Origin of the sequence: Pseudomonas sp. 7P_10.2_Bac1, from assembly GCF_025465935.1 — a bacterium.
In the GTDB taxonomy this organism is placed as follows: Bacteria; Pseudomonadota; Gammaproteobacteria; order Pseudomonadales; family Pseudomonadaceae; genus Aquipseudomonas.
Map to the genome: position 1 here is coordinate 90,747 of NZ_JANLNV010000057.1, position 18,584 is coordinate 109,330.

Sequence of the window (18,584 nt, forward strand, 5' to 3'; positions counted from 1 at the left end):
TTAGAGCATCTTCTCCAGCCCGACTGTTTTGCTGAACCACGCATTCAGTCGGCGCCACCAACTGCCGGGCTCGCGGGTCAGGGTGTGCAATTGGCCGTGGTCTTCAGTCACCCAGACGATGTTCCCTTGCTCCAGCATCGGCTCATAACTCAACGCCGCTGACATACCTTGCAGCGCCAGGTCGCGGGCTTGCGCGGCCAGTTCCGGGCTGTCGACCAGGACGCCCACTTCGGTGTTCCATAAACCCGAGCGCGGGTCGAAATTGAACGAGCCGATAAACGACTTTCGCTGATCAAAAATCATCGCCTTGCTGTGCAAGCTCGAATCCGAATTCAAACCCGGCCTGAACAAGTGCAACCCGCTCCCGCCGGTACTGCCCGGTTGACGACGCAGCTCATACAGTTTGACCCCGTGCTCCAGCAACGCCTTGCGATACGGCGCATAGCCACCGTGCACCACCGGCACGTCGGTGGCTTCCAGCGAGTTGGTCAGCAACCGCACATCAACCCCGGCATCGGCGCGGCCTGTCAGATACACCAACCCCGTTTCGCCGGGTACAAAGTACGCCGAAATCAAAATCAGCTCTTTATTGACCCCAGATAGGTCCGGGGCCAACTGCGTGGTCAGCAATAAATGCGGGTCCGGCTCACCGCTGGCCAGCACCTTGCTCGGCGCATCCCACAGGGCCTGGTTCCAGGCCCAGATCAACTGTGTGCGCCACACATCCAATTGCGGATTGGTTTCGTAAGCGGCGAGCTGCTGGTACAAGTCCTGGTGGGCCTGCTTGGACTGTTTGAGTGAGGCCTCCAACGCGCCACGGGCCTCGGACAATTCCTGATGCGACAAGCGCGAAGAAACAAAATCACCAATCGGCTGGCTCAGCGCGCTGTTCCAGTACTGGTCAAAACTGTGCCCCAACTGCTCAGCCACAGGACCGACACTGAGCAAGTCGATATCCGTGAAATTCAAATCCGGCTCGGCATCGAAATACTCATCGCCCAGATTGCGCCCACCGACAATCGCCGCACTGTTATCAGCCAGCCATAACTTGTTATGCATACGCCGGTGCTGACGCGACAGGTTGAACAGCCGCCCCATGGCCCGGGTCACACCAGTGCTGCGGCCCAGTTGCAGTGGATTGAACAGGCGAATCTGGATGTTGGGATGGGCGGCGAGGGTCGCCAGAATATCGTCCAGCCCATCGCTGGCGGTGTCATCGAGCAAGATGCGCACCCGCACCCCGCGATCGGCCGCCTTGAGCAACTCGTCGATCAACATCCGCGTGCTGAGGCCGTCATGAACGATGTAGTACTGCAGATCGAGGCTGGTCTGCGCGTTGCGGATCAACTCGGCGCGTGCCCAGAATGCCTCACTGCTGTTGGGCAACAGGCGAAACCCGGAGCGGCCTTGATACGCAGCCGCCTGGGCCTGGAGCGAACGACCAAAGGCCGAGCTCGAGGCCGGTAATGACTGGCTCGGTTCACGGTTTACTTCCACAGAGCTGCAACCTCCCAGCCACAACGCGAACAGCAAAATACACAGTGATTTCAACGTGTGGTGCCCCATCATTGCTCGGCGTGATCAACGGTTTCAGCCAACAGCTTGCAGGCAGTCACACCGACTTTGCGTACGGCTTCTTCAATCTGGAGCGTTGGTTTGGCAGCGTAGTTCATTCGCAAGCAGTGACGGTACTTGCCTGATGCCGAAAAGATGCTGCCCACGGCAATTTGTACACCTTGCTCAAGCAGCGCACGGTTCAAGCGCAAACTATCAAAGCCTTCGGGCATCTCCAACCAGAGCAGGAAGCTGCCTTGGGGTCGACTGGCGCGTGTACCCGGCGGAAAATAACGGCTGACCCAGCCAAGCATCACGTCGCGATTACGCTGGTATTGCATACGCATCTTGCGCAAATGGGGCTCGAAGTGACCATTTTTCATAAATTCCGCCACCGCCAGTTGAGGGTGTGGCGAGGTCGAGCCAGTGCTGATGTATTTGGTGTGCAGCACACGCTCCAGGTAACGCCCCGGGGCAACCCAACCGACGCGCAACCCAGGCGCCAGGGTTTTGGACACCGAACTGCAAAGCAACACACGACCGTCATCATCGAATGACTTGACGGAGCGCGGACGCGGGTAGCTGTAGGCCAGTTCACCGTAAATATCGTCTTCGATAATCGCCACATCAAAACGCTGAGCCAACGTCACCAACGCGCGCTTGCGCGACTCGGGCATGATGTAGCCCAGCGGATTGTTACAACTGGGGGTGATCTGAATCGCCTTGATCGGCCACTGCTCCAATGCCAACTCCAGGGCTTCCAAGCTGATGCCAGTGAGCGGGTCAGTGGGGATCTCCAGCGCTTTCATGCCCAACCCTTTGAGGGTTTGCATGGCCCCATGAAAGCTCGGCGAGTCGACCGCCACAATATCGCCCGGCTCACATACCGCCCGGATACTGCATGACAGCGCTTCATGGCAGCCGGTAGTGATCACCAGATCCTCGGCGCCCACCTGGCATCCCGAATCGAGTAGCAAGCGGGCGACTTGCTCGCGCAGGGCCAGCACGCCATAGACGTTGTCGTAATACAAACCAGGCAAATCGAGGCGCCGGCTGATTTGCGCCAGGCTGCGCAGCAGCGGCTTGAGGGTGGGTGTGTTGACGTCAGGCATGCCTCGCCCCATCTGAATCACATCCTTTTGTGGCACTGAGCGCACCAGTTCCAGCACCTGCTCCCACTGCGAAATCTCGACCGGACGCTGGGCCGGCTTGCCCATGCCCGGCAAAGCCGGCAACGCCCGTTCCAGCGGTACGAAGTAACCCGATTTAGGCCGCGGCGCCGCCAGGCCCTGGTCTTCCAGAAAGCGATACGCCTGCTGCACCGTACTGAGGCTCACACCATGCTCGACGCTTAACGCTCGCACCGAAGGCAGGCGATCGCCCGGTCGGTAAAAGCCCTGCTTGATGCGTGTGCCCAACAACTCGGCGAGATTGATGTAAAGGGTCATGACCGCACTCTTGAAAGAAAAACCAGTACAGATGAGGCAAAAACCTGAGATTCAGCGCCAGAAAGCCCAGATCTGTATGCAATTAATAGCGGGCTTTTGAATCTGTCATGGCTTTTGGCGCGAGGCCATCATGCTGACTCAATGCAATGGAGTCAAAAGGAGCTGCCCAATGAATGCTGTTAGCGAAGTACACCTCAGACCTCACCGCCAACCCACTCACCTGGGACGCTTGGGCCTGTTCTGGCATCGCTCACGCTCGCGCCGCGCCTTGCTTAATCTGGACGCGCGGCAGTTGGACGACGTGGGCTTGAGTGCTGAAGTGGCCAGACACGAAGGCCGCAAACCGTTTTGGCGCTCTTGATAGACCTCTGTAGGAGCCAACTGCCTGGCGATCTTTTAAAAGATCAAAAGATCCCCAGGCAAACTCGCTCCTGCAGCAATCAGGCGAGTTCTTTGAGTCGGTGCCAGAGCATGCCCAGTGCCAGCAACGGCGAGCGCAGGTATTTACCGCCTGGGAAGGTCATGTGCGGGACTTTATTGAACAGATCAAACCCCGTGCTGTGCTGGCCGCTGATGGCCTCGCCCAGCAACTTGCCCGCCAGGTGTGTGGCGTTGACTCCGTGGCCTGAGTAGGCCTGCGCGTAATACACGTTGGAGTGCTCTGGCAGGCGGCCAATCTGTGGCAAGCGGTTAGCACCGATGCCGATCATGCCGCCCCACTGGTAATCAATCTTCACGTCCTTGAGATACGGGAACACCTCCAGCATTTTGGGGCGCATATAGGCGCCAATATCCTGTGGGTCTCGCCCCGAATAGTGGCAGGCACCGCCGAACAGCAAGCGACGGTCCGCCGAAAGCCGGTAGTAATCCAGCGCCACGCGCTGATCACACACCGCCATGTTTTGCGGCAGCACTGCCTGGGCCTGGGCTTCGGTCAGCGGTTCGGTGGCAATGATGTAGCTGCCCGCCGGCAGCACTTTACCGCTGAGGTGCGGGTTCAAATCCTTGAGGTAGGCGTTGCAACCCAACACCAGAGTTGTCGCCCGGACAGCGCCTTGAGCGGTGTGCACGCGCACTTGCGAGCCGTACTCGATACGGGTCACAGCGGAATGCTCGAACAGTTTCACGCCCAACTGCACCGCAGCCGCGGCCTCACCCAACGCCAGGTTGAGCGGATGCAAATGACCTGAGCCCATATCGATAAGCCCGCCCACATAGCGGTCCGAGCCCACCACGGTGCGCACTTCGCTGGCAGGCAGCAGACGGGTTTCATGGCGATAGCCCAGGTCGCGCAGTTCTTGCGCTTCTTCAGCAAAGCCTTCGAGATCGCGGGGCTTGTTCGCCAAGTCGCAGTAACCCCAGGTCAGGTCGCAGGCAATGTTGAAACGCTCGACGCGCTGGCGAACGATCTCCACCGCCTCCAGCCCCATCAGCTTCATTTGCCGAACGCCGTCCTTACCGATCACCCCTTCAAATTGATCCAGACCATGGCCGACGCCGCGAATCAGCTGGCCCCCGTTGCGCCCGCTGGCGCCCCAACCGATCTTGTGGGCTTCAAGCAGGACAACGCTCAAGCCGCGCTCGGCCAGTTCCAGCGCCGTGTTCAACCCGGAAAATCCGCCACCGACCACGCACACGTCAGCCACCAACTCGCCTTGCAACACCGGATGGTCAGGCTGCGGTAAGCTGCTGGCGGCGTAATAGGAGGCGGTGTGCTGGCTGCGCTGAACCGGGGCGTTCATGTGCGTAATCCTGATTGTTTATGTTTGGAAAATTTTACGGAGCATAAGCCGTGCCAATCGCGAGGAGCAAGACCGGCCATACGGTGCTGTCTAGGCCAATGGTTTTAAGGCAGACTCTGCGGCCTTTTCACGTGCGACGAGCAATAAATGAGCTGCAACAGTCATAAAATTCGCTTTCTCAGGCAGCAAATTCCGTCGTTCGAATGCGTGCCGGGGTGCCATGACTGCTGTGGGCCGGTGACTACGTCATCGGAGGAAATGGCTCGTTTGCCGCGCAAGACCGCAGCCGAGCAAGAAGCAGCCCTGAATGAGCTGAATTGTGTGCACCTGGGGCCGAACGGCTGCACGGTGTATGACGAACGCCCGCTGATTTGCCGTCTGTTCGGTACGACCCCCACACTGCCCTGCCCGAATGGACGTCGTCCGGTGGAGATGATTCACCCAAGCGCCGAGAAGCTGGTGCATGAGTACATTGCCAGTACCCGGCAAGTCCTGGTTTAACGCACCGTTATTGGGCCAGGCTGGAGGTGCTTTGCCCCACCGCCAAACCGGCCCGGATCGCTGCCAATGCTGCCTGGTAGTAAGTCTTGCCGTCAGAAGACTCGGCAAACGTCACAAATTCTTCCAGCTCCGGGTCGGACAGGTCGCGGTACACATACAGCAACGTGTTATCCAGTTGCCCGGCAATCTGCTCCATCAACCGCTGGCGCTGGCCATTGAGCGCGCTTTGTACCTGCGTGCTGCCGAGCAAGCCTGGAATCATCGCACTCAAGCTGTCCGCCGCTACCCCGGCAATCGCCAAGGTCACCTCTGCGCCCGCTTCACTCGCCGGCAAGGCATTGGATAAATGGTTAATCAGCAGCTGACGCGTAGCGCTCGCCTCAACGCGCGGCAAACCTTGGGCGTGTTTGGCCAATTGATCACGGCGGGTGGCCAGCAGTTCGGCGGCCACGATCTTGCGTCCCAGCGCTGACTGAAAAAAAGTCAGGGCCGGATCGGGATTCGGCAACTGCTTGCGCATCTGCCCCTTGGCACGCCGGTCCATCGCTTCAGCGCCGAAACGCTGACTGCTGTTGTTGACCAGCGCCTGGTAAACGGCAGGCGGCAAGTTATTGCGATAGCGCTCTTGAGCGGCATTTAGGGCGTCATTGAAATGCGCGCGTTGCTCGGGCCAGCCCGCAACGGTGAATAGATCATCGAGGTGGTCTGCCCATGCGGGGAACGAACAACACATCATTAACAGTAAAAACAAGCGGCGCATGAAGGACTCCTGTCAGCTAGGCGCTATTGTCCGGGGCCAGCCTAGGACTTGTCGAGAATTCGTCTTGCCCCGACGGCTTTAAATGACCAGATGAAATATTTCTGCTTGGCCAGCTAGACGGAGCTGTCAGATTTTCGGGCGTCTCTATATGATGCGCGCCATGCAAATACCCTCTGATCACCCACTGTTGCTCCGCATCGTCGACGACCTGTACGCGCAGGGATGGTCACAGCAAAACATTTTCCTGCCCGAGGCTTTGACCCTCGAACTGGCGGCTGAGTGCCATAAACGTGCGGCCGAGGGTGAACTGACCCCGGCGGCCGTAGGCCGTGGCCCGGCGCAAGAGGTCCGCGAGGGTATCCGCGGCGACCATATTCAATGGCTGGAGCCGGGAGAGGCTCCAGCCTGCGACAACTATTTAGGGTTAATGGAAAGCCTGCGAATCGCTATGAATCGCAGGCTTTTTTTGGGTCTGGAGGACTTTGAAAGTCACTTCGCCCTCTACCCACCCGGTGCGTTTTACCTCAAGCATCTGGACCGCTTCCGCGACGACGACCGTCGCATGGTGTCGGCAGTGCTCTACCTCAATCAGGCCTGGTTGCCTGAACACGGCGGGCATTTACGCATGTATCTTGAAGGCAATGTCGATTACGACGTGTTGCCAACGGGTGGTTGCCTGGTGGTATTTCTCTCGGGCGAAATCCCCCATGAAGTAATGCCCGCCACACGCGATCGCCTGTCATTGACCGGCTGGTTTCGCCGGCGCGCCACAGAGGTACTGTTATGAAGCCCAAATTGCTGGTCAGTCGCTGCCTGCTGGGCCATCGCGTGCGCTATGACGGCGGCGCCAGCGGCCCTTACGATCAACTGGCCCAATGGCAGGACGAAGGCCGAGTCGTTGCACTGTGCCCGGAAGTCGCCGGTGGCCTGCCGACCCCGCGTGCAGCGGCAGAGATCCCGGGTGGGCAAGGCATTGAAGTGCTCAGCGGCCGTGCCCCCGTCATCACCACCGACGGCGAGGACGTGACCCAAGCCTTTGTATCCGGCGCCCGGCAGGCGCTTGAGCTGGTCAAGCAACACGGCATTCGCATTGCTATCCTCAAGGCCAACAGCCCGTCGTGTGGCAATCGATTGACCTACGACGGCAGCTTCAGCGGCACCAAGGTTGAAGGTCAGGGTGTCACCACCGCGTTGCTCAGCGCAGCCGGGGTCCAGGTCTTCAATGAACTGGAATTGGCCGAGGCGGCCGAGGCGCTGGCGAACATTTCCTGACGGCACGGAGCCGCTGCAGCAGGCTGTGAGGCAACCCGTTTCTCAAAAACGCCGCAGTCCTTCGCAGCCTTCGGCAGCGACTACAGTTTTACGGTGTGTGCGTGTAACATCCGGTGCCACTTTGCCCAGGGGATTTATATGAGCGACAAGCAGAAACCACAACCTACTGCCTCTACCGCCAACACTTCACCCGCCGAAAGTGCCGATGCGGCCTTGCACCACATCGTTGATGGTTTTTTGCACTTCCATCACGAGATCTTTCCTGAACAAGAAGCCTTCTTCAAAAAACTCGCCACGGCGCAAAGCCCGCGTGCGATGTTCATTGCTTGTGCCGATTCGCGCATCGTCCCGGAACTGATTACCCAAAGCGCACCGGGTGATCTATTCGTGACGCGTAACGTAGGCAACGTAGTGCCACCTTATGGCCAGATGAACGGCGGTGTTTCCACCGCCATCGAGTACGCGGTGCTGGCATTGGGCGTGCAGCACATCATCATTTGCGGGCACTCCGATTGCGGTGCGATGCGTGCCGTGCTCAACCCCGGCACCCTGAAAAAGATGCCGACGGTTAAAGCCTGGCTTCATCACGTAGAAGTCGCAAAAACCATGGTGCAGGACAACTGCAACTGCGCCACCGAGTCCGAGAGCATGCACGTGCTGACGGAAGAAAACGTGATTGCCCAGCTGCAACACTTGCGCACCCACCCATCGGTGGCGTCACGCATGGCCAGCGGGCATCTGTTCATTCATGGCTGGGTCTACGACATCGAAACCAGTGCGATCAAGGCCTACGACGCCGATACCGGCAGTTTCCGCCCGCTGGACGGGACCAACCCGATCCCGAGCGCGACCCCTAAAGCCCGGTTTTAATACCCGGCTCGCACCTGCAGCCCAATTACAACGACAGCCCGACGCCCAATTGCTTGGACAGGCACGGCCAGCGTTTCCACGCGGCGCCCGTGTCCGGGCTGGTCAGCTTCTCGCGGTAAGCTTCGACCGACTCCAGCGCAAAGCTTTCGTCATTGAGCATCTGATCTACAGCGTGGTGCACCGCCTCGTCGAGCCGGTTAGCAAACTCTTCACCCACCAGTTGATGAGCGATCAGGTTGGCCACGGTCATGTCCAGTGGAATCAGCGGCTGCTGAAAGTGCTTGATGTAAAGATCGTTGACCTCTTCAACCAGGCGATGCGCCAGGTACGCTTCGTCCAGCAAGCCTTCGAGCCCTTCGTGACCTGCGAGCAAGGAAGGTGGCTGAGCGAAAAACTGCTCGGCGATTTTCAACACAGGCTCGATCTGTGATTGGATACCCGCTTCACGAGCGACCGCATGGGCGGCATCGAGCAAGTCCGGCACCTGGTCGATATAGGCGCTGACAAAACGGGTCATCACCGTATTGCGATCAAGCTCAGGCAACTGAATCGCCGAATGAAGGTGAGGAAGCTGGGCAGCCAGATGTTTGGCAAGCAGGCCACTTTTGGCGTCAAGTTCTTGGGCACGCGAGATCTGCGCGCGGATGTCGGCGGTGTTCATGGGAACTCCAGGGGGGGCGCTGAACTAGGGAAGTGCTTTAAAAGAAGCTCTCTGCAAAGGAGGGCCTTTTTTTCAGGGGGCATATTGTTAATCATTTTGTAACCGGGCAGTGAGTGCCATTTGTCGCGGGGGTCAGGTTTTAAATTTGGGCGCGCATAGTAACCGATCAGTGTTGTACCGTGGCACTTCGCCGCACACCTCTATCTGCACCTTCACGTACGCTGTCTCTTCGCGTTGTTTTCGACCACTACGCAGTGATGAACCGATGACTAAAACCCAAAGAAACGTCTTTATTCTGGTCGCGCTGCTGGCGTTGATCATGGGGCTGATCTTCAACAGCCTGATATCCAAGAGCAGCCATGGCAATAACGCGGCCTTGACCGAGGCCGGGATCATTCTGCTGCCGCAAAGCCGTCACCTGCCAGACTTGACCCTGACCAATCAAGACGGTCAGCCGGTGCACATCAATGAGCTGAAAGACAAGTGGAGCCTGCTGTTTTTTGGTTACACCTACTGCCCGGACATTTGCCCTACCACCCTCTCCCAACTGCGCCAGATCAAAAGCGAGCTGCCTGAGGAGGTACAAGACAAACTGCAAGTCGTGATGGTCACCGTCGACCCGAACCGTGATAACCCGCAGCAGCTCAAAAAATACCTGAGCTATTTCGATCCGCAATTCGCGGGCCTCACACCGGGGTCAATCGAGGAGCTGCAAACGCTGGCGAACGCCGTGAGCATTCCGTTTATTGCGCCCGATACCAGCAAGCCTAACTACACCGTCGATCACAGCGGTAATCTGGCCTTGATTGGGCCGGACGGCACTCAGCGTGGTTTTATCCGCGCGCCGTTCAATACCCAAAAGATGGTTACCCAGTTGCCAGGGCTGGTAGAGAGGAAGTAACGAGAAAGGCAGAGAACGGTAGAAGCGAGCTTGCCTCGCGATCTTTTAAGCCATCAAAAGATCGCGAGACGGGAGATAGCCCTTAGAACGCCGGCAGGATGGCGCCTTTGTACTTCTCAAGAATGAAGGCTTTGACTTCTGGCGTGTGCAGGGCTGCGACCAGTTTCTTCATGTCTTGCGAGTCTTTATCGTCCGGACGTGCCACCAGGATGTTCACGTAAGGCGAGTCGCTGCCTTCAATGACCAGCGCGTCTTTTTCCGGGTTCAGCTTGGCTTCCAGCGCGTAGTTGGTGTTGATCAGCGCCAGATCAACCTGAGTCAGCACGCGTGGAATCGTGGCCGCTTCAAGCTCGCGGAACTTGAGGTTTTTAGGGTTTTCGGTGATGTCTTTCACCGTCGACAGGATGTTTTTCGAATCCTTGAGCTTGATCACGCCCGCCTTGTCCAGCAGCAACAGTGCGCGGCCGCCGTTGGTGGCATCGTTCGGGATCACGACAGTATCGCCATCCTTCAGCTCTTTCAGATCCTTGATTTTGCTGGAGTAAGCGCCCAACGGTTCGAGGTGCACGGCCGCTACGCTGACCAGGTTAGTACCTTTGGATTTGTTGAACTCATCCAGGTAAGGCTGATGCTGGAAGAAGTTGGCGTCCAGACGCTTTTCCGCCACTTGTACGTTGGGTTGAACGTAGTCAGTGAAAACCTTGATCTTCAGGTTTACGCCCTCTTTCTCCAGCGTAGGCTTCACGAACTCCAGGATCTCAGCGTGCGGAACCGGGCTCGCCGCAACCGACAGATCACCTGCGTGGGCAGAAAACGCCGCAACAGCGGCCACAGCAGCAAATAACTTCTTCATTCAACAGCTCCTTGTGAACACCTGACTCCAGGTATCTGCCAGCTGGGTGCTGGCTATTACGTTTTTAGTGTGTCGACCCGCTTACTTGCGCGAAAAATGCACAACCAGGCGATCGCCCACGGTTTGCAGAATTTGCACCAGAATCAACAACAGCACCACGGTGACGATCATCACGTCGGTCTGGAAACGCTGGTAACCAAAGCGAATCGCCAGATCACCCAAGCCGCCCGCGCCTACGACACCCGCCATGGCGGTGTAGGACACCAGCGTAATCGCGGTCACGGTAATCGCTGCAAAAATGCCCGGACGGGCTTCTGGCAGCAAGGCGCTGGTAATGATCTGACGGGTGCTGGCGCCCATCGACTGCGTCGCCTCGATAATGCCGCGATCCACTTCACGCAGGGCAGTTTCTACCAGACGAGCGAAGAACGGCGTTGCCCCCACCACCAGTGGCGGAATCGCACCCGCGACGCCGAGCGAGGTGCCGGTGATCAACACGGTGAATGGGATCATCACGATCAGCAGGATGATGAACGGCAACGAACGCAGAATGTTCACCACCAGCGACAGCAAGGCGTAGACGGCTTTCTGCTCGAACAGTTGGCGCGGGCTGCACAGGAACAGCAACACGCCCAGCGGCAAGCCCAGCAGGATAGTGAATAACAGCGAGCCACCCAGCATCATCAAGGTGTCGCCGGTGGCCAGCCAGATTTCGAGCCAGTCGATGTTGGTGAAGAAACCCAATAGAGAGTCCATTAACGCAGTACCTCCATATGGACATCAGCCGCTGTGAAGCGAGCGAAAGCAGCGTCCATGTCGCCACCGGTGATGGCGAGGGTCAATTGCCCGTATGGCGTGTCTTTGATGCGGTCGATACGACCTGCCAGGATGCTGTAGTCCACACCGGTTTCACGGGCGATGGTGCCCAGCAACGGCGCATAGGTCGCCTGGCCCTGAAACGTCAGGCGCACGATGCGCCCAGGCACATGAGCGAAGTCATCGCGCTGTTCGCCTTCGTCGATCTGCTCGTCTTCTTGCACGAAGCGCTTGGTGGTCGGGTGCTTGGGATGCAGGAACACCTCAGCCACCGGACCTTGCTCCACGATGACGCCCGCGTCCATCACGGCCACTTCATCGCACACACGGCGAATCACATCCATTTCGTGGGTGATCAGCACGATGGTGAGCTTCAACTCGCGGTTGATCTCAGCCAGCAACTGCAGCACCGACGCCGTGGTTTGCGGGTCGAGTGCGCTGGTGGCTTCGTCGCACAACAACACTTTTGGTTTGGTGGACAAGGCACGGGCAATGCCCACGCGCTGTTTCTGACCACCTGACAACTGCGCAGGGTATTTCTTGGCGTGGTCTGACAGACCTACGCGCGCCAGCAATTCGGCAACCCGTTGGTCGATTTCACTGCGGGACAATTCACCCGCCAGCGTCAGTGGCATTGCCACGTTGTCGGCAACAGTCTTGGACGCCAGCAGGTTGAAGTGCTGGAAGATCATTCCGACTTGCTGGCGGAAACGCCGCAGGCCATTGGCATCCATCGCTGTCACGTCTTCGTTGTCGACGATGATCTGCCCGCCACTCGGTGTCTCGAGGCGGTTGATCAGGCGCAGCAATGTACTTTTACCCGCACCGGAGTGACCAATCAGGCCAAATACCTGACCGCTCTCGACACGCAAACTGGTGGAGTGCAGGGCGGGAATGTCCTTACCGGCGACCCGGTAAGTTTTATGAACGTTATGGAACTCAATCACGTAGCGGACCTTGTGGGACGCGTAAATAGAAGATCAGCGGTTAGCCGGGCGCGCATTTTAGCCTGTCCTTATAGAGGTTCTTAGCATTTATTTGAGCAAAGACCTTTGATTTGGCGATAAGACGACTGATGGTCAGAAATAAGGAACGACCGCACCGGGGACCAGTCAGTACTAACAGCACCGCACATCCCGCAACGGGATATATGTCTAAGAAGCCCAGCCCGTGGGGCTTTCATCAACAAGGAGCTTAGTCTGATGAGTACCAGGAAACCGTCTTCACACAAAAGCCAGATGGCCGGCACCGACACCTTGGATCGTGGCAACACTAACGTCAAACTGGAAAACCTCGAAAAATTTCGCGACGACGCTACGGATCAAGCGCTGCGAACCAATCAGGGCGTCAAGATTTCGGACAATCAAAACACCCTCAAGGCAGGCGCACGCGGCCCTTCACTGCTGGAAGACTTCATCATGCGTGAGAAAATCACGCACTTTGACCATGAGCGAATTCCAGAGCGCATCGTCCATGCGCGAGGTACGGGGGCTCATGGTTATTTCCAGGCCTATAAAGCCCACAGCGCCCTGACCAAGGCCGGTTTCCTACAAGATCCAGAAAAGAAAACTCCCGTGTTCGTGCGTTTTTCTACTGTCCAGGGCCCGCGGGGCTCGGGGGATACCGTACGCGACGTGCGCGGGTTCGCCGTCAAGTTCTTCACGGACGAAGGTAACTTCGACCTGGTGGGCAACAATATGCCGGTGTTCTTCATTCAGGATGCGATCAAGTTTCCTGATTTCGTACACGCGGTCAAACCTGAACCCCACAACGAAATGCCCACCGGCGGATCGGCCCATGACACCTTCTGGGACTTCGTCTCACTGGTGCCGGAGTCCGCGCACATGGTCATCTGGGCCATGTCCGACCGGGCAATCCCCAAAAGCTTGCGCAGCATGCAAGGCTTCGGGGTGCACACCTTCCGCTTCATCAACGCCGAGGGCACATCTCACTTTGTGAAATTTCACTGGCGCCCCAGCGTCGGCACGTGCTCTCTGGTGTGGGATGAGGCGCAAAAGCTGGCAGGCAAAGACACCGATTACCATCGCCGCGATCTGTGGGACGCCATTGAAACCGGTGATTACCCTGAATGGGAATTCGGTGTGCAGATCATTCCTGAAGAGGACGAACACAAGTTCGACTTCGACATCCTTGATCCAACCAAGCTGATCCCCGAAGAGTTGGTACCCATTACGCCGCTGGGCAAGATGGTGCTCGACCGCAACCCCGACAACTTTTTTGCAGAGACCGAGCAGGTCGCGTTCTGCCCGGGCCATATCGTGCCGGGCATCGACTTCTCCAACGACCCGCTGCTGCAAGGTCGTCTGTTTTCGTACACCGACACGCAAATCAGCAGGCTTGGCGGGCCGAACTTCCACGAAATCCCGATTAACCGCCCTGTGTGCCCTTTCCACAATAACCAGCGCGACGCTCAGCATCGCACCACCATCAACAAGGGCCGGGCCTCGTACGAGCCCAACTCTATTGATGGGGGCTGGCCGAAGGAAACGCCGCCTGCCGCCCAGGACGGTGGTTTTGAGTCGTACCCGGAGCGCATCGACGCCAACAAGATACGTCAGCGCAGTGACTCATTCAGCGATCACTTCTCCCAAGCCCGGTTGTTCTTCCACAGCATGAGCAAGCACGAGCAAGAGCACATCATCGCGGCCTACAGCTTTGAACTGGGCAAAGTGGAGCGTGAACACATCCGTGCCCGTCAGGTGGATGAGATTCTGGCCAATATCGACCTGGAACTGGCCCGACGGGTCGCGGAAAACCTCGGCCTGCCAGCACCGAAAAAAGGCACAGTGCCTGTGCGTAAAACCCGCGTCAGCACGTCAGCCGCGCTGAGCCAGGCCAATTTGCTCCCTGGCAATATCAAGACCCGCAAAGTGGCGATTCTGGCGGCCAACGGCGTAGACGGGGAGGCTATAGACGTGATGAAAAAGACCCTCGCAGCCCAGGGCGCTCACGCCAAATTGCTGGGGCCAACGTCCGCACCTGTCAAAACGCTAGAGGGTAAATCGCTGGCAGTGGATGCCTCGATGGAGGGCTTGCCCTCGGTGACCTTCGACGCCGTGTATGTGCCCGGCGGTGCCGAGTCGATCAACACACTGGGTGAGGACGGGGTGGCGCTGCACTTTCTGCTGGAAGCCTATAAACACCTGAAACCCATCGCCTTGCATGGCGAGGCCAGACAGTTGCTCGAAGCGCTGCATTTGCAAGTGGATGACGGGCTGCTGGCGATCAAGGATGCTCGGGATCTGAAGGCGTTTCTGGCGGCCATCGCGCTGCATCGCGTGTGGGCTCGCGAGGCGAAAGCCAAGGCGATTCCGGCTTAAGCAAAGGCGGTATTGCGTTGCTGCCGAAGGTCTGAAGCCTTCGGCAGCAACGATCAACCCTTACTCGGGCTTGCTGGGTGTCAACACCACTTGGGCCGGTACACGGCGGATGATCTGACGCTCAAGGGTCAGGTCAAAGCCGGGGTCGAGCTTTTTCACTCGTTTGCTGATCAGCGTGGCCAGCCACGGATAATCGGCGGTACGCGGCACCTGCAGACTGACAGCGCATTGATAATTAACAATGTCTTGCGCGATTAAATCCAGTTGATGGCGAAGTTTGCCAATATCGGTGATGTTCAGCGCGATAGTCGTATAAGGCGCCGCCGGGTCAATGACTTTGGCCGGTGGGCGCGCCTCGGCCGCCTTGAGTGCAGCTTCGGCTTTATCCAGTTCGGCCTTGCGGGCCTGGGCGATCGCGCTGTTGACGCCACCCGTCAGGGCCGGAGCCTTGGGCATCAGGGCACGGGCACGGCTCAGGGCCGTTGCGGCGGCGTTGACATCGCCTTTTTGCAACACGATCTGGCTGCGTTGCAAATAAGCCTCGGCCAATTGACGCTGGTACTGCACCAATTGCGGGTCATCAGGCGTTTGGGCCTGCAAGGCGGCCAACTGATCTTCGGCCGTCGCGAGTTCGCTGCTGGCCAGGTTCTGCTCCAGCTGTGCAATGGCGCCCGCACGCGCCTGCTCGGCCTGATTGTCGGCCGATGGCGTGCTTTGGCAGGCGCCCAACAGCAAGGAAAATGCTGCCAGGAGCGCATAACGTGAGTTAAACAGCTTCATTCCTGCGGCTCTCTAAGTGCGCAAAAAACGAGCAAGTCTACACCCCTCGACGGGGCAGAACAAAACTCAGCAGAAACAGTGCGGCGGCACAGACCACAATCGAGGGCCCGGCAGGCGTGTCCTTGAACCACGACAGTGCCAGACCACCACAGACCGCCAGCATTCCCAGTAACGTCGCGCCCACCGCCATTTGCTCCGGGGAGCGGGCGTGCCGTTGGGCAGCGGCAGCGGGGATGATCAGCAACGAAGTAATCAGTAGCACACCGACAATCTTCATCGCTACCGCGATCACCACTGCAATCAACAACATCAAGGCCATGCGCAGCGTGGCGACCGGTAAACCTTCGACCGTCGCCAGCTCTTCGTGCACCGTGATCGCCAGCAAAGGCCGCCACAGTGCCACCAGCAACGCCAGCACCACCACGCTGCCGCCCATGATCCACATCAAGTCCGTAGGGCTGATCGCCAGCAGGTCACCAAACAGGTAAGCCATCAGGTCGATCCGCACCTCATGCATGAAGCTTAGTACTACCAGGCCGAGGGACAAGGTACTGGGGGCGAGAATTCCGAGCAACGTGTCGGACGCCAGTGGCTGACGCTGTTGCAAGGTCACCAACAGTACCGCGAGCAACAGGCAGCCCACAGTCACGGCGATCGCCGGGCTGACATCCAGCAAAAAGCCCAACGCCACGCCGAGCAAGGCCGCGTGGGACAAGGTGTCGCCGAAATAAGCCATTCGTCGCCACACCACAAACGAGCCCAAGGGCCCCGCAACCACCGCTAAAGACAAACCTGCCAGCAGGGCATAAAACAGAAAATCAGCCATGCTTGCAGCCTTCTCCATGAACGTGAACGTGTGCCGTGGCGGCGCCTTCGCTGACCACCGAGCCATGCAGGTCGTGCGCATGGTCGTGATGATGGTGATAAATCGCCAGGCTCTGTGCGTTCTTGCCGAACAGTTCGACAAATGCCGGATCACCACTCACCTGCTCCGGATGGCCGGAACAGCACACATGGCGATTGAGACACACCACCTGATCAGTGGTGCTCATGACCAGATGCAAATCGTGAGACACCATCAGCACGCCGCAGCCGTGGCGGTCGCGCAGGCGGGTGATCAAGCTGTAAAGCTCAGCCTGACCCGCCACATCTACGCCTTGCACCGGTTCATCGAGCACCAGCAGTTCGGGTTTACGCAACAGCGCACGGGCCAGCAGCACGCGCTGCATTTCGCCGCCCGACACGCTCTGGACCGGGCTGTCGATCACTTTTTCGGCACCGACTTCTTTCAGCGCCGCGAGGGCCTGGGCGCGATCCACACCCGGCACCAAACGCAAGAAGCGCAACACCGAAAGCGGCAGCGTGGGGTCAACGTGCAGTTTTTGCGGCATGTAGCCGATACGCAGCTTGGGTTTGCGCCAGACGCTGCCGCTGGTGGGCTTGAGCAGACCCAATACCGCTTTGACCAGCGTGGTTTTACCGGCGCCATTGGGGCCGATCAGGGTCACAATCTGGCCAGGCTCAACGCTTAACTCAATCGCATCAAGCACGTTTTGCCCGGCAAAGGTCACGCAGACCTCATCGAGACGTATCAGAGCAGTGCTCATCAAGCCCCCTGGCAGCCCGAACACAAACCGAGCACTTCTACGGTTTGCCCTTCGACCGTAAAGCCGACATCGCGTGCGCTGCTGATAATCGCGTCACTGATGTTTTTTTGCTCAAGCTCGATGGCCGCGTGGCACGAGCGACAGATCAGAAACTGGCCCTGATGTGAATGCTCGGGGTGGCTGCAGCCGATAAAGGCGTTGAGCGAGGAAATACGGTGCACCAGGCCATTCTCGAGGAGAAAGTCCAGCGCGCGGTAAACGGTTGGCGGCGCGGCACGACGACCATCCTGCTCGCTGAGCACGGCCAGGATGTCATAGGCACCCAGGGGCTTGTGGCTTTGCCACACCAACTCCAGCACCCGCCTCCTCAACGCCGTCAGGCGCAGGCCCTTTTGCGCGCACAAAGCGTCCGCTTCAGAGAGCGCGCTGTGGACGCAATGAGAGTGGTCGTGGGGACGGCTGGCAAGCGGTGCTATAGACATGAGCGGCGACGATTTCCGTGAGAGACGTTATTATGTTACCCGTTTCAGCCGCCATGAGTGCCCATCGTGCCCCGAATTTTTGCGATTTTTATTGCTTTGTCTGCCAGTTTGATGGTGATTTCCCCGGCCCAGGCTGAGGTCAATGTACTGACTAGCATCAAACCGCTGCAGTTGATTGCTGCGGCTGTGCAGGACGGCGTGGGCAAACCCGAGGTGCTGTTGCCGCCGAATGCGTCGCCGCATAACTATGCGTTGCGCCCCTCCGACGTACGGCGTGTTCAGTCGGCTGACTTGCTGTACTGGATCGGCCCGGACATGGAAGGTTTTATGCCGCGGGTGATCAAGACTCGCACCCTGCCCTCTGTGGCCGTGCAGACCCTGCCGGGTTTGAAACTGCGCCATTTTGCCGAAGACAGTCACTCCCATGACGAAGACGATGCGGCCGAACATGACCACGACCACCGCCCCGGCACACTGGACGCGCACTTGTGGCTGGCGCCTGACAACGCCCGGGTGATCGCGGCCAAAATGGCTGCAGACCTGAGCGAAAAAGACCCGGCCCATGCGCCGCAATACCAAAGCAACCTCAAAGCGTTCAATGAGCGTCTGGATGCGCTGGATGCGCGCCTGAAAACGCGTATGGCCGCGATTGCGGACAAACCGTTCTTTGTTTTCCATGAAGGCTACGACTACTTCGAAAGCGCTTACGGCCTGAAACACACCGGCGTGTTCAGCGTAGCGTCTGAAGTGCAACCGGGCGCCCAGCACGTCGCGGCCATGCGCCAGCGTTTGCAGGAAGTGGGCAAGACCTGTGTCTTCAGTGATCCGCCCTTGCGTCCGCGCCTGGCCGACACCTTGACTGCCGGTTTGCCTGTCAAACTGGCTGAGCTGGACCCACTGGGCGGCTTCACCCCGGCCACCGCACAGGGTTATGAACAACTGCTGGAAAAACTCGGCAACGACCTGGCAGGCTGCTTGAACAGCCTCTAAACCCCA

At 58.5% G+C, this 18,584-nt stretch carries 20 protein-coding genes; 8 read left to right on the forward strand and 12 right to left on the reverse strand.

All coding sequences use genetic code 11. The annotated features are described in order from the left end of the window. Together NTD86_RS09765 and NTD86_RS09770 are read right to left on the reverse strand one after the other, a co-directional pair. The gene (locus NTD86_RS09765; RefSeq protein WP_262202000.1) at positions 1-1,566 is read right to left on the reverse strand and encodes a phospholipase D family protein; all 1,566 of its coding nucleotides are present in this window, start codon (positions 1,564-1,566) and stop codon (positions 1-3) included. Then, entirely contained in the window at positions 1,566-3,002 is a 1,437-nt protein-coding gene (locus tag NTD86_RS09770; protein WP_262202001.1) for a PLP-dependent aminotransferase family protein, read from the reverse strand. The genes NTD86_RS09765 and NTD86_RS09770 overlap by 1 nt, the downstream gene beginning before the upstream one ends. Before the next feature lie 169 nt (positions 3,003-3,171). Between NTD86_RS09770 and NTD86_RS09775 the strand changes: the two genes are divergently transcribed. Next, positions 3,172-3,363, forward strand: a complete 192-nt coding sequence (locus NTD86_RS09775; RefSeq protein WP_262202002.1) for a DUF1127 domain-containing protein — start codon at positions 3,172-3,174, stop codon at positions 3,361-3,363. Positions 3,364-3,442: 79 nt separating this feature from the next. On the opposite strand, the gene NTD86_RS09780 is transcribed toward NTD86_RS09775, so the two are convergent. Beyond that, positions 3,443-4,744 (reverse strand): NAD(P)/FAD-dependent oxidoreductase, encoded by a 1,302-nt coding sequence (locus NTD86_RS09780; RefSeq protein ID WP_262202003.1) that lies wholly within the window; start codon positions 4,742-4,744, stop codon positions 3,443-3,445. A gap of 147 nt (positions 4,745-4,891) precedes the next feature. On the opposite strand from NTD86_RS09780, the gene NTD86_RS09785 reads away from it, so the two are divergent. Next, positions 4,892-5,245, forward strand: a complete 354-nt coding sequence (locus NTD86_RS09785) for a YkgJ family cysteine cluster protein (RefSeq protein ID WP_262202004.1) — start codon at positions 4,892-4,894, stop codon at positions 5,243-5,245. A gap of 7 nt (positions 5,246-5,252) precedes the next feature. Here NTD86_RS09785 and NTD86_RS09790 read toward each other — a convergent pair whose 3' ends face one another. Then, positions 5,253-6,005 carry a hypothetical protein gene (locus NTD86_RS09790; RefSeq protein WP_262202005.1) on the reverse strand — a complete coding sequence of 251 codons (753 nt, stop codon included), beginning with the start codon at positions 6,003-6,005 and terminating at the stop codon, positions 5,253-5,255. A gap of 151 nt (positions 6,006-6,156) precedes the next feature. Between NTD86_RS09790 and NTD86_RS09795 the strand changes: the two genes are divergently transcribed. The 3 genes from NTD86_RS09795 to NTD86_RS09805 all read left to right on the forward strand — a co-directional run bounded on the left by NTD86_RS09795 (position 6,157) and on the right by NTD86_RS09805 (position 8,147). After that, positions 6,157-6,792 carry a 2OG-Fe(II) oxygenase gene (locus NTD86_RS09795; RefSeq protein WP_262202025.1) on the forward strand — a complete coding sequence of 212 codons (636 nt, stop codon included), beginning with the start codon at positions 6,157-6,159 and terminating at the stop codon, positions 6,790-6,792. After that, positions 6,789-7,277: a DUF523 domain-containing protein gene (locus NTD86_RS09800; RefSeq protein WP_262202006.1), complete on the forward strand. Its 489-nt coding sequence runs from the start codon at positions 6,789-6,791 to the stop codon at positions 7,275-7,277. Before NTD86_RS09795 ends, NTD86_RS09800 begins: the two co-directional genes overlap by 4 nt. 138 nt (positions 7,278-7,415) lie before the next feature. Beyond that, a complete protein-coding gene (locus NTD86_RS09805; protein WP_262202008.1) occupies positions 7,416-8,147 on the forward strand; it encodes a carbonic anhydrase in 732 nt (243 codons plus the stop codon). A gap of 25 nt (positions 8,148-8,172) precedes the next feature. On the opposite strand, the gene NTD86_RS09810 is transcribed toward NTD86_RS09805, so the two are convergent. Continuing rightward, entirely contained in the window at positions 8,173-8,808 is a 636-nt protein-coding gene (locus tag NTD86_RS09810) for a hypothetical protein (RefSeq protein ID WP_262202009.1), read from the reverse strand. 265 nt (positions 8,809-9,073) lie between these two features. On the opposite strand from NTD86_RS09810, the gene NTD86_RS09815 reads away from it, so the two are divergent. Next, positions 9,074-9,709 carry an SCO family protein gene (locus NTD86_RS09815; protein ID WP_262202010.1) on the forward strand — a complete coding sequence of 212 codons (636 nt, stop codon included), beginning with the start codon at positions 9,074-9,076 and terminating at the stop codon, positions 9,707-9,709. 82 nt (positions 9,710-9,791) lie between these two features. Here NTD86_RS09815 and NTD86_RS09820 read toward each other — a convergent pair whose 3' ends face one another. From NTD86_RS09820 to NTD86_RS09830, 3 genes are all read right to left on the reverse strand, one after another. Continuing rightward, positions 9,792-10,562: a MetQ/NlpA family ABC transporter substrate-binding protein gene (locus tag NTD86_RS09820; protein WP_262202011.1), complete on the reverse strand. Its 771-nt coding sequence runs from the start codon at positions 10,560-10,562 to the stop codon at positions 9,792-9,794. An 81-nt stretch (positions 10,563-10,643) separates the two neighbouring features. Beyond that, the gene (locus NTD86_RS09825; RefSeq protein WP_262202012.1) at positions 10,644-11,318 is read right to left on the reverse strand and encodes a methionine ABC transporter permease; all 675 of its coding nucleotides are present in this window, start codon (positions 11,316-11,318) and stop codon (positions 10,644-10,646) included. Beyond that, complete coding sequence (locus NTD86_RS09830; RefSeq protein ID WP_048387105.1) at positions 11,318-12,325, reverse strand: methionine ABC transporter ATP-binding protein; 1,008 nt, start codon at positions 12,323-12,325, stop codon at positions 11,318-11,320. Before NTD86_RS09830 ends, NTD86_RS09825 begins: the two co-directional genes overlap by 1 nt. Positions 12,326-12,526: 201 nt before the next feature. Here NTD86_RS09830 and katE point away from each other — a divergent pair, with 201 nt between their 5' ends. Further along, complete coding sequence (gene katE / locus NTD86_RS09835) at positions 12,527-14,719, forward strand: catalase HPII (protein WP_262202026.1); 2,193 nt, start codon at positions 12,527-12,529, stop codon at positions 14,717-14,719. 60 nt (positions 14,720-14,779) lie between these two features. Here the strand turns inward: katE and NTD86_RS09840 are convergent, their stop codons facing one another. From NTD86_RS09840 to NTD86_RS09855, 4 genes are read right to left on the reverse strand one after another with little or no spacing between them, the layout of a single operon-like run. Next, positions 14,780-15,499, reverse strand: coding sequence for a PA5502 family lipoprotein (locus NTD86_RS09840; RefSeq protein WP_262202013.1), 720 nt, complete (start codon positions 15,497-15,499; stop codon positions 14,780-14,782). Positions 15,500-15,536: 37 nt separating this feature from the next. After that, positions 15,537-16,325: a zinc ABC transporter permease subunit ZnuB gene (znuB, locus tag NTD86_RS09845; protein ID WP_262202014.1), complete on the reverse strand. Its 789-nt coding sequence runs from the start codon at positions 16,323-16,325 to the stop codon at positions 15,537-15,539. Next, on the reverse strand, positions 16,318-17,106 hold the full coding sequence (gene znuC, locus NTD86_RS09850) for a zinc ABC transporter ATP-binding protein ZnuC (RefSeq protein ID WP_262202015.1): 789 nt from the start codon (positions 17,104-17,106) through the stop codon (positions 16,318-16,320). The genes znuB and znuC overlap by 8 nt, the downstream gene beginning before the upstream one ends. Further along, positions 17,106-17,588: a Fur family transcriptional regulator gene (locus tag NTD86_RS09855; RefSeq protein WP_262202016.1), complete on the reverse strand. Its 483-nt coding sequence runs from the start codon at positions 17,586-17,588 to the stop codon at positions 17,106-17,108. Before NTD86_RS09855 ends, znuC begins: the two co-directional genes overlap by 1 nt. Before the next feature lie 57 nt (positions 17,589-17,645). Between NTD86_RS09855 and znuA the strand changes: the two genes are divergently transcribed. After that, on the forward strand, positions 17,646-18,578 hold the full coding sequence (gene znuA / locus NTD86_RS09860; protein ID WP_410016969.1) for a zinc ABC transporter substrate-binding protein ZnuA: 933 nt from the start codon (positions 17,646-17,648) through the stop codon (positions 18,576-18,578). Positions 18,579-18,584: the final 6 nt, after the last annotated feature.

What these genes read in the sequence shown, in the direction of transcription:
- NTD86_RS09765 (WP_262202000.1), bottom strand. Translation starts at nt 1,566, where the DNA reads ATGGGGCACCACACGTTGAAATCACTGTGTATTTTGCTGTTCGCGTTG.
- NTD86_RS09770 (WP_262202001.1), bottom strand. Translation starts at nt 3,002, where the DNA reads ATGACCCTTTACATCAATCTCGCCGAGTTGTTGGGCACACGCATCAAG.
- NTD86_RS09775 (WP_262202002.1), top strand. Translation starts at nt 3,172, where the DNA reads ATGAATGCTGTTAGCGAAGTACACCTCAGACCTCACCGCCAACCCACT.
- NTD86_RS09780 (WP_262202003.1), bottom strand. Translation starts at nt 4,744, where the DNA reads ATGAACGCCCCGGTTCAGCGCAGCCAGCACACCGCCTCCTATTACGCC.
- NTD86_RS09785 (WP_262202004.1), top strand. Translation starts at nt 4,892, where the DNA reads ATGAGCTGCAACAGTCATAAAATTCGCTTTCTCAGGCAGCAAATTCCG.
- NTD86_RS09790 (WP_262202005.1), bottom strand. Translation starts at nt 6,005, where the DNA reads ATGCGCCGCTTGTTTTTACTGTTAATGATGTGTTGTTCGTTCCCCGCA.
- NTD86_RS09795 (WP_262202025.1), top strand. Translation starts at nt 6,157, where the DNA reads ATGCGCGCCATGCAAATACCCTCTGATCACCCACTGTTGCTCCGCATC.
- NTD86_RS09800 (WP_262202006.1), top strand. Translation starts at nt 6,789, where the DNA reads ATGAAGCCCAAATTGCTGGTCAGTCGCTGCCTGCTGGGCCATCGCGTG.
- NTD86_RS09805 (WP_262202008.1), top strand. Translation starts at nt 7,416, where the DNA reads ATGAGCGACAAGCAGAAACCACAACCTACTGCCTCTACCGCCAACACT.
- NTD86_RS09810 (WP_262202009.1), bottom strand. Translation starts at nt 8,808, where the DNA reads ATGAACACCGCCGACATCCGCGCGCAGATCTCGCGTGCCCAAGAACTT.
- NTD86_RS09815 (WP_262202010.1), top strand. Translation starts at nt 9,074, where the DNA reads ATGACTAAAACCCAAAGAAACGTCTTTATTCTGGTCGCGCTGCTGGCG.
- NTD86_RS09820 (WP_262202011.1), bottom strand. Translation starts at nt 10,562, where the DNA reads ATGAAGAAGTTATTTGCTGCTGTGGCCGCTGTTGCGGCGTTTTCTGCC.
- NTD86_RS09825 (WP_262202012.1), bottom strand. Translation starts at nt 11,318, where the DNA reads ATGGACTCTCTATTGGGTTTCTTCACCAACATCGACTGGCTCGAAATC.
- NTD86_RS09840 (WP_262202013.1), bottom strand. Translation starts at nt 15,499, where the DNA reads ATGAAGCTGTTTAACTCACGTTATGCGCTCCTGGCAGCATTTTCCTTG.
- znuB (WP_262202014.1), bottom strand. Translation starts at nt 16,325, where the DNA reads ATGGCTGATTTTCTGTTTTATGCCCTGCTGGCAGGTTTGTCTTTAGCG.
- znuC (WP_262202015.1), bottom strand. Translation starts at nt 17,106, where the DNA reads ATGAGCACTGCTCTGATACGTCTCGATGAGGTCTGCGTGACCTTTGCC.
- NTD86_RS09855 (WP_262202016.1), bottom strand. Translation starts at nt 17,588, where the DNA reads ATGTCTATAGCACCGCTTGCCAGCCGTCCCCACGACCACTCTCATTGC.